Source organism: Ruegeria sp. YTSA072 (assembly GCF_059610285.1).
In genome coordinates this window covers 36,216-44,428 of the sequence record NZ_JBXWNI010000022.1, presented here as the reverse complement: position 1 = coordinate 44,428, position 8,213 = coordinate 36,216, and the positions used below count along the sequence as shown (strand labels likewise).

The 8,213-nt window shown below is 54.2% G+C and carries 9 protein-coding genes and 1 pseudogene; 6 read left to right on the top strand and 4 right to left on the bottom strand.

Annotated features, from left to right (window positions below; translation table 11 throughout):
* On the top strand, window positions 1-77 hold a 77-nt coding region (locus tag AC2FIB_RS21650; RefSeq protein ID WP_211198660.1), incomplete at its 5' end, for an EF-Tu C-terminal domain-related protein.
* Between the two features lie 95 nt (window positions 78-172).
* Here AC2FIB_RS21650 and AC2FIB_RS21645 read toward each other — a convergent pair.
* Window positions 173-514: a RidA family protein gene (locus tag AC2FIB_RS21645; RefSeq protein WP_282120772.1), complete on the bottom strand. Its 342-nt coding sequence runs from the start codon at window positions 512-514 to the stop codon at window positions 173-175.
* A 383-nt stretch (window positions 515-897) separates the two neighbouring features.
* On the opposite strand from AC2FIB_RS21645, the gene AC2FIB_RS21640 reads away from it, so the two are divergent.
* The 5 genes from AC2FIB_RS21640 to AC2FIB_RS21620 all read left to right on the top strand — a co-directional run bounded on the left by AC2FIB_RS21640 (window position 898) and on the right by AC2FIB_RS21620 (window position 5,341).
* Window positions 898-1,128, top strand: a complete 231-nt coding sequence (locus AC2FIB_RS21640; RefSeq protein ID WP_496735216.1) for a hypothetical protein — start codon at window positions 898-900, stop codon at window positions 1,126-1,128.
* The gene (locus tag AC2FIB_RS21635; RefSeq protein ID WP_496735217.1) at window positions 1,125-2,138 is read left to right on the top strand and encodes a dipeptidase; all 1,014 of its coding nucleotides are present in this window, start codon (window positions 1,125-1,127) and stop codon (window positions 2,136-2,138) included. Before AC2FIB_RS21640 ends, AC2FIB_RS21635 begins: the two co-directional genes overlap by 4 nt.
* Window positions 2,139-2,219: 81 nt before the next feature.
* Window positions 2,220-4,061 (top strand): amidohydrolase, encoded by a 1,842-nt coding sequence (locus AC2FIB_RS21630; protein ID WP_496842705.1) that lies wholly within the window; start codon window positions 2,220-2,222, stop codon window positions 4,059-4,061.
* Between the two features lie 218 nt (window positions 4,062-4,279).
* Complete coding sequence (locus AC2FIB_RS21625; RefSeq protein ID WP_496735220.1) at window positions 4,280-4,552, top strand: hypothetical protein; 273 nt, start codon at window positions 4,280-4,282, stop codon at window positions 4,550-4,552.
* Between the two features lie 81 nt (window positions 4,553-4,633).
* On the top strand, window positions 4,634-5,341 hold the full coding sequence (locus AC2FIB_RS21620) for a tetratricopeptide repeat protein (protein WP_496735222.1): 708 nt from the start codon (window positions 4,634-4,636) through the stop codon (window positions 5,339-5,341).
* Window positions 5,342-5,366: 25 nt separating this feature from the next.
* On the opposite strand, the gene rpe is transcribed toward AC2FIB_RS21620, so the two are convergent.
* The 3 genes and pseudogenes from rpe to AC2FIB_RS21605 form a co-directional block, all read right to left on the bottom strand.
* Window positions 5,367-6,056, bottom strand: a complete 690-nt coding sequence (gene rpe / locus AC2FIB_RS21615) for a ribulose-phosphate 3-epimerase (RefSeq protein ID WP_496735224.1) — start codon at window positions 6,054-6,056, stop codon at window positions 5,367-5,369.
* Window positions 6,057-6,240: 184 nt separating this feature from the next.
* Window positions 6,241-6,718, bottom strand: a pseudogene (locus AC2FIB_RS21610) (integrase core domain-containing protein); the annotation flags it as partial.
* Window positions 6,719-6,866: 148 nt separating this feature from the next.
* Window positions 6,867-7,700 (bottom strand): hypothetical protein, encoded by an 834-nt coding sequence (locus tag AC2FIB_RS21605; protein ID WP_496735226.1) that lies wholly within the window; start codon window positions 7,698-7,700, stop codon window positions 6,867-6,869.
* Window positions 7,701-8,213 lie beyond the last annotated feature (513 nt).

Genomic DNA, 8,213 nt, shown 5'->3' with positions numbered 1-8,213 from the left:
AAAACGGCCTGCGTTTCGCCATCCGCGAAGGCGGCCGCACCGTCGGCGCCGGCGTCGTGTCGAAAATCGTCGAGTAATCGCTCTCGAGATATCAAACGAAAAGGGCGTCCCTCGGGACGCCCTTTTTTGTTTGCATTCCTGCTATGGTCAGCACGCATTTTGCGGACAGGAATTAGTCGTAGGCCGCGTCGACGATGAACTCTACCTTCAGCTCGGCGCGCGCCAATTTGGCTTCGCCGCAAGCCCGCGCTGGGGCATGGCCCTTTGGAACCCAGGCATTCCAGACCTCGTTCAAACCTGCAAAATCCTTCATGTCGGCCAGCCAGATCGTCACGCGAAGCATCTTTTCGCGCGATGAGCCAGCCTGTTCGAGAAGGGCGTCAATCTTCTCGAGGCAAATCCGGACCTGTTCCTGAATTGTCTCGCCCTCGGCGACTTGCCCGGTCAGATAGGCCACGCCGTTGTGTTTTACAATTTTTGAGGACCGTTCGCCGGTATCTATGCGTTCAATCATGGGGGTATTCTCGTTTTTTGGTGTTTTGTACGGTCGTTCATGGTCACAAGACGTCAGGCTTGGCAAACGCAATTCGTTGGATTGCGTTTCAGACAAACTTAATACGTGGGAATAGACGTGATCCGAAAGCGCGGTTTATGAAACCGAACGTGCTGTTGGCGTCACCTCAAAATCATCCAGTAAATCGCTGTTGCCGGCTGCTGGGGGGGCGAACACTCTGTAACTGGGATGAGAAATCACTTGTTGGGAAACAATAAAAATCGTTCCGCCCCGGGGTGCCCTTAATTGTCGTACACAAATTCCTAAAATTCATTTCGTTCTGTCCTAAAAACCATCCGGCGTGCAGAATGCAACCAATCGCAGCGTGATTAGGGAGTTTCGCCATGAAAACAGTAGCCGTTCTATTTGGCCTTTTTGTGGGTAGCGCCGCTCCGGTGTGGGCCAGCGAAGATGGTAAAACGTGGGACGCCTCAGACGAGGCGAAGCAATTTGTTCAAGATACAATCGTTCTGGGAATGCTCGCCAGCCCTTACGGCACGGGATGGACGGAATACGAGCAATTCACCTCTATTTCGATCGTGCGCGCGAAAGCGGCATTACAGGTCACGAGATGACCCTTGCCGCAGCGGATATGTCATTTGAGACGTTGCTAGAGCAGCACTATCATTTTCGTGCGGCTATGGCCGAGCAACCAGAAAATTTTCTGATCGTGAACGAGACGCGGGATATCGAGGCTGCTCACGTGCAGGGTAAGACTGCCGTCATTTGGAACAGTCAGACCGCCACGATCCTGAATGGTGATCTAAAGAAGATGGCGTTGCTCAAGGACATGGGAATCAAAGGCATGATCTTGGCTTATAACGACGTTTTTCGGACAGGGTCCGGCCAGTTGGCAGCCTATAACGGCAATGACATCGGGCTGACTTCTTGGGGTAAATCAGTCATCGACGAGATGGTCCGTTTCGGAATTCTTTTGGACCTAAGCCACACAGGCTCTCGGACGGCCAATGACGCGATGGACTATATGGAAAGCACTTATCCCGGTGTTCCTTTCGTTTACACGCATTCCGTGCCAGCGGGTTTGTACAAGAGCGAACCGAATGCGACTCCGCGTGGTTGTTATCGAGCCATTCCCGACGATGAAGCCGTCAGGGCCGCCGAGGCGGGTGGTTATGTCTCTCCGACGTTCACCGAGTGGATGATGGACGGTGTTTGGCCAGACGATATTTCGCCAAAACAGGCGGCCGATATGATCGATTATTACGTAGAGCTGGTCGGGGTTGATCATGTGGGTATTGCGACCGACGACATGTTCTCGACTGAACTTGTTGTTGAGTTCGCGACGGCAAATGCAAGCATGTATGACGATGGCGGCTACATGATTAATGCGTTCAACAAAGGTGCCACAGGCAATGGAGAGCTGGCTAAGATCCTGGCCGCGATCACGGATAACCTATGGGCGCGTGGATACACCAATGAAGACCTGGCCAAGATCTATGGAGGTAACAAGATGCGCGTTTACGCTCAGGTCTGGGAAGGAAAACCGCCGCAGCAGTTTCTGGAGGAATACCCGGAACGTTTGCGCATGCGCCAAGAAGTCATGCAGCGCTTTCCGACCCGTTGAGACGTGAGATGATTTTTCTTAGTCAGGAAAAACGATTTTAAGATTGGGTAATTGACATTTCAGCAGCAAAGAGGTCGTGGAATGAATAATTTGTCGCTCTCATTATCTGTTACAGCAGTGGCGGTTTGCTCGGTCAGCCCCGCGTTTCCTCAGCAACCCGCAGATACGATTTATTCGGGTGGTCCGATTCTAACGATAAACGACGATCAACCCACGGCTCAGGCCGTCGCGGTCAAGGACGGTCGCATACTAGCTGTGGGTAGCTTGGCTGATGTCGCCAGCTTGCAGGGCGAAGAAACCGTGGCATTTGATTTGGCCGGACGTGCCATGTTGCCGGGGTTCGTAGACAGCCACGGACACGTGGTGATGGGTGGCCTTCAAGCCCTTTCGGTCAATCTACTGGCTCCCCCGGATGGGGGGATAACTGATATAGCCAGTTTGCAGGCCACGCTTTCAGAATGGGTTGAGGACAACGCCGAAGTTGTTGATCAGGTGAAACTGATTATCGGATTCGGATACGACAACGCACAATTGCAGGAATTGCGTCATCCAACACGGGACGAGCTGGATGCAGTTTCCACGGACCTGCCTATCGTCATCGTTCATCAATCCGGCCATTTGGGCGTAGCAAATTCCAAAGCTTTGGAAATTGCAGGAATCACCGCTAGTTCCGAAGCGCCTCCTGGTGGTGTGATCCAGCGTGACGACACCGGGAAACCCAATGGGGTTCTGGAGGAGTACGCCTTCTTTGCAGTGTTAGTGCCCATGCTCAGCAATCTGGGCGAAGAAGGGATGATCGCCTTTGCCCGCGCAGGAAGCAATCTGTGGGCCAAGTATGGCTACACTACTGGGCAAGAGGGGCGGTCATCCGGTGAGATCGTGCAGGCCCTGAAAAAGGTGGGGGCCGACGGTGGGTTACCTATCGACGTTGTTGCATTTCCGGATGTTTTGGAGGCGCGCGAATTCATCGGCGCTAATGTCTCGCGAGCCTATGAGGATCGTGTTCGTGTGGGCGGTTGCAAGTTGACAATCGACGGATCGCCGCAAGGTTTCACGGCGCTCAGAGATCGTCCTTATTACGACCCGGTTGGGTCTTATCCGGCGGGATATGCCGGCTATTCTGCGATTACGATGGATCAGCTTCAGGATGCTGTGAACTGGTGCTACGAAAACGGCTTTCAGATATTGGTCCATTCGAACGGAGAGGGCGCGTCGGATATGCTGATCGCCGCCCTTGAGGTCGCGCAGATGAAGTATGGCGACCCCGGTAACAGGCCCGTTCTGATCCATGGCCAGTTTCTGAGAGAGGATCAGGTCCAAAGCTATAAGCGGTTGGGTGTGTTCCCCTCAATTTTTCCGATGCACACGTTCTATTGGGGTGATTGGCACCGTGATCATACTGTGGGTCCGGTGAATGCCGAAAACATCTCGCCCTCGGGCTGGATCCGTCAAAGAGATATGATGTTTGGCACACACCATGATGCGCCAGTAGCGCTGCCCGACAGCATGCGCGTTCTTGCGGCGACAGTGACGCGTAGAACCCGGTCAGGAGACATTCTGGGACCGCATCAGCGGGTGGATGTCATGACCGCGTTGAAGGCCATGACCATTTGGCCAGCGTGGCAGCATTTCGAAGAGGATACCAAAGGCTCAATCGAGGTCGGCAAGGTTGGGGACTTTGTGATCCTGTCCGATGACCCGACGGCCGTTGACCCCGAGGTGCTTGCCCAATTGCGAGTGCTTTCGACGATCAAAGATGATGTTGTCGTGTATGAGGCCAAGGAAGGGATCGAGGAGGGCAATCTGGACGCATCACCTTTCTCGAATGACCCGGTCTTAGCGCATCTTTTTTTGCATGCGATCTATCAGGGGATGCAGATCGAAGAGCCCTGGTTAACGGTAGGATCAAATACTTTGCCATAACACAGCCCTTTCGTAAGCGTTCTGGAAGGACTGCGGCAGGGCTTCCTTCAGCACCTAGGTGAATTGTTTCGCCGCTTTAATTGAGGCAGTCTTTCTCTTTTCACAATTGCCAGTATTCTGGCGGCGGCGCATTGAGATGTTGGATAAGCTTGCTTGGGCCTATTTTGATCTTGATGATCTGAATCTGGTTGATGACGCATTTTGCCTAAATTCCGGCCTTGAATCCCGATGCCGAGCTTGGGCTGCAGGCGCGCGCGTGGGTGCACTACAATCACGATGATTATGCGGCTGCGACCGCATTGTTTAGGCAAGCCGTATTGCGCAAGCCCAATGCAAGCAACATGGCTGGTTTGGCCGCCAGCGCGCGCCGGGCCGGAGAGATGGATTTTGCCGATTTCGAAGAGATGATGCAAACCGTTCTGGCCCTGAACCCGGAATATACTTGGGCGATGCGGGAGCCGGCCTGGAAATTGGTGGATCGTAACCGGTAGGACGAAGCGCTGAGCCTGTTCAGAACCGCCAGCGAACTGGATCCATATGATCCATATGCGGAATACGGTGTTGCCTTTCTGTTGTCCGAGCAGAACGATTGGGAAGCTGCGTTTGACCATGTAAGTCGGGCATTGGAACTGAAGCCGGATTTCGTAACCGCATTGTCGCGCCGGTCCCTTATCCTGCTGATGCTGGATCGGCCCAAACAGGCATTGAAAGATGCCGAAACGGTGATTGAGGCCGAACCTGATGACACGGACGGCTACGTGCGAAAGGCGCGGGCGCTGTCAGACTTAGGCCAAAGATCACAGGCGCATGAGGTGTTGGAGCTGGCGGAAAGCCGGGTGGGGCCGGGCAGCTATCTGCTTTATTGGCGGGCCAGTCTGTTGGCGGACGACCTCGAGTATGAAGCCGCTCTTTTCCACATTCGACGCAGTGTCGCGCTTGAGGGTGCCGACCGCTTTGACCACCGCCTGCATGCGGATATCGCGTTAGGGCTAGGGTACACGGATGAAGCCCGTGATGCCATTGATCAGGCGCTTGGTCTCTATCCCGATGGAGAGTTTGAGCAGTATACGAATGCGCTGGTGCTGCTGGCCGAGGACAGGTTCGATGCAGCAGAAAGCATGTTCGATTCTGCCACCGCCGCAGGCCTGCACCAGGACTACGTTGGCGGCTTTCTGGCCGCTTTGGTGGCCGAGGGGCGGTTCATGCAAGCGATCAAGATTCGTGCTCGGTACAAAAACCGCCAATCGGATGCGACAAGTGACGCGCAACGTTCGAACTAGCGCGTCACTTCTAATGCATTGATGTTTACGAGGTCGCCGATTCCGCCGCGCTACGCACCGCTTGGATGTTTGCGCCGTAGACGTCCGGGTTATCGACCGAGCCGCCCTTGAAAACGGCTGACCCTGCGACCAGCACATCCGCACCAGCTGCGGCCACCAGCGGGGCGGTCTTGGGGTCGACGCCGCCGTCAATCTCGATATGGATCGGACGATCTCCGATCATCGACCGGAGTTTGCGAATCTTGCTGGTCATGTCGATGAATTTCTGGCCACCAAAGCCGGGGTTCACTGTCATGACGCAAACCAGATCGGTCAGGTCCAGCAGATGTTCAACCGCGTCGGCCGGGGTGCCCGGGTTCAACGCAACGCCCGCCTTCATGCCAGCGGCGCGAATCGCCTGCAAAGTACGGTGGGTATGGGCCCCGGCTTCGACATGTGCAGTCAGGATATCGGCCCCTGCGTCTGCGTAGGCCTGAATGTACGGATCAACGGGCGTGATCATCAGATGCACGTCCATGACCGTTTTGACATGCGGGCGGAACGCTTTGACGGCGGGCGGGCCAAAGGTCAGGTTGGGCACGAAATGGCCGTCCATGACGTCGATATGGACCCAATCCGCTCCCTGGGCTTCGATGGCCTGAATCTCGGCACCGAAATTGGCGAAATCTGCGGACAGGATCGACGGGGCGATCTTGATGCTGCGGTCAAAGCTCATGAATGGCCTCATATGGATAGCGTGTTGGCACAGCGTATAGCGGCGATATGCGCCAATGGGTAGGCCCTCGGTGCGCAGGGGTGTTTACGAAACTTTCACTGTGCCGACACAAAGCCGTTAAATCCCGCCTGTAGCTGGTCGCCAACACGAATTGGGGGCGGCGCGTGCTTCGGATTCCAACCCAGGCGTTCAGTCCCGGCATTTGGTGGATTAGTTCGATGATGAATCGATCTAGTTCTGAAGTCTAGGTTTTGCTGATGTATTCGTGGGGCGTGTCGCCGCCGAGTGTTTTGTGTTTGCGGGCAAAGTTATAGGCAGCCATGAAGTCGCCGAGATGTGTTCGTAACTGATTGTGGCTTTCGAAGTGGTATCGCTTCTCTGTCGCTTCTTTGATCTTGCGGTTCATCCGCTCAAGCTGGCCAGTGTTCCACGGATGGTTTGGCTTGGTCAGGCGATGCTCGATCCCGTTGGCCTCACAGATCATGTTGAAGCACATCTGCCGGGAGTACGCTTTGTTCCGGTTGCGGGGGCTGCTTGGCAAACTGGATGCCGTTATCGGTCAGGGTCGTATGGATGCGACAAGGGACCGCCTTGAGTAAATGTTTGGGGAATTCCCGAGCGGTTTTGCGATCTGCCTTGTCCACGAGTTGGGTGACTGCACACCTGTCGAATTCGTTGAGGACATTGCCGCACTACTCTCGGGCCTTGAGGGTGTCTAAGGCTGCCCTATAGACACCGCTTGGTTGTCAATTGTATGAGCGTAATCGCCCAGTGCTTTGCCCTCTCTGCATGAGAAAGAGCAACGCTCCTTTAGCCAGTTTGATTATCCTTGGGCTCGACTTCAGCATCGCCGTAGGATGTGGGCATTCCGTTTAAGCGAGACTTGCCTCCCACAGCGGCCACGGCTGCTCCTGCGGTCGCTGCGGCCGCACTCTTTTGATCGACCACGAACCTTACAAGGTCCTCTTTCAACTCAGGGAACTTTGACAAAAATACCTTAATTGTTGGATTGTCGAGCATTTCCTGCAGGGGGGAACTATGATCCAGCGGTGAAATAAAACGACTCGGCAATTCATCAAGGCGCGTCAAGGCCGACCCAAAGAGCTGCTTGGTAAACTCTTGGTCCAGATTAACTGTTTCCTTTCTGTATCCTTCGTAGGCTTTTGAGATTGAAGCCTTGAAGGCATAGTCTTCAGCCAATTTGAAGCTTTGACCAATGTTCTTGGTGGATAGCCAAGCCAGCCAAATTGGCCCTCCAACTCCCAATGCGGTCACCAAGAGATTGAGCAGGATGACGGAAGTCGATGCTTCGATTCTCAAAAGGTCTTCATATGCTTCGAGCCTGAAGTAACCGATCCCTACAGCGCATCCAAGGGCGAGTGCCAGTAAAAACACCCAGAACCATCCAGTCTTGGTCAGCGATTTGGATCGCGCCTCGAAAGCACCAGCAAGACCTGCTGAGGTGGTGATACGGTAGTTTTCGTTGCACTCGTCGACCAATTGCTGGGATTGACCGGTCAGAGAAGTGGTTTCTTTGTGGAGGCCTTCGACTTCGGCGTGAATGCCTTTTGTTATTTCCAATTTGTTTTCGATGAGAGCCGCAGTTTTTTTGCGATTCAGATAAGAGCTTCCGAAGTTCTTCATTGTTTCGGCGCAACTCCTCCATGTCGGTCGGAAGCTGCTCTGCGGCATCATGGGCCGCTTCAATGGTAGTGATCTTCTCCTGAAGGGCTTCTGATCGAGGGCTCAAATCCTCAAGGCGCTTCTCTATACTACCAATCTTTCTTGAAAGATCGCGGGGGATGAACCCTTTGGCTTTCACGTTGACCCAATCAACGTCTGCGGGCCGGGTTGGAAGGTGGACAGTGCAATACAGCAAGAAATCGAAAGTGGATTTTGCTACCTTGTAAAAGTCGTTTGCCAAGTTTTGGAAGTCTACCTGGTCCGCCTGTCGGGCCAATGCTGTCCAGAACGCATCTGCTTCGACAGTTTCAGGTTTTCCATGACCCTTAGCCGATTCTCGCAGCCTGTCGGCAATCTCATTGGCAAGAAAAACCGCGTCTTCCGGGGCAAGCGCGGGCTCAGGCCAGCTCTTTTGTCGAAGAGTCGTTTCCGGCGGAACATGAGAAACCCAAGTTTTTTCGATACGGGTCGCAA

Bases quoted from the DNA above. Each gene is read 5' to 3' on its own strand.
- AC2FIB_RS21645 (WP_282120772.1), bottom strand. From the start codon at position 514: ATGATTGAACGCATAGATACCGGCGAACGGTCCTCAAAAATTGTAAAA.
- AC2FIB_RS21640 (WP_496735216.1), top strand. From the start codon at position 898: ATGAAAACAGTAGCCGTTCTATTTGGCCTTTTTGTGGGTAGCGCCGCT.
- AC2FIB_RS21635 (WP_496735217.1), top strand. From the start codon at position 1,125: ATGACCCTTGCCGCAGCGGATATGTCATTTGAGACGTTGCTAGAGCAG.
- AC2FIB_RS21630 (WP_496842705.1), top strand. From the start codon at position 2,220: ATGAATAATTTGTCGCTCTCATTATCTGTTACAGCAGTGGCGGTTTGC.
- rpe (WP_496735224.1), bottom strand. From the start codon at position 6,056: ATGAGCTTTGACCGCAGCATCAAGATCGCCCCGTCGATCCTGTCCGCA.
- AC2FIB_RS21605 (WP_496735226.1), bottom strand. From the start codon at position 7,700: ATGAAGAACTTCGGAAGCTCTTATCTGAATCGCAAAAAAACTGCGGCT.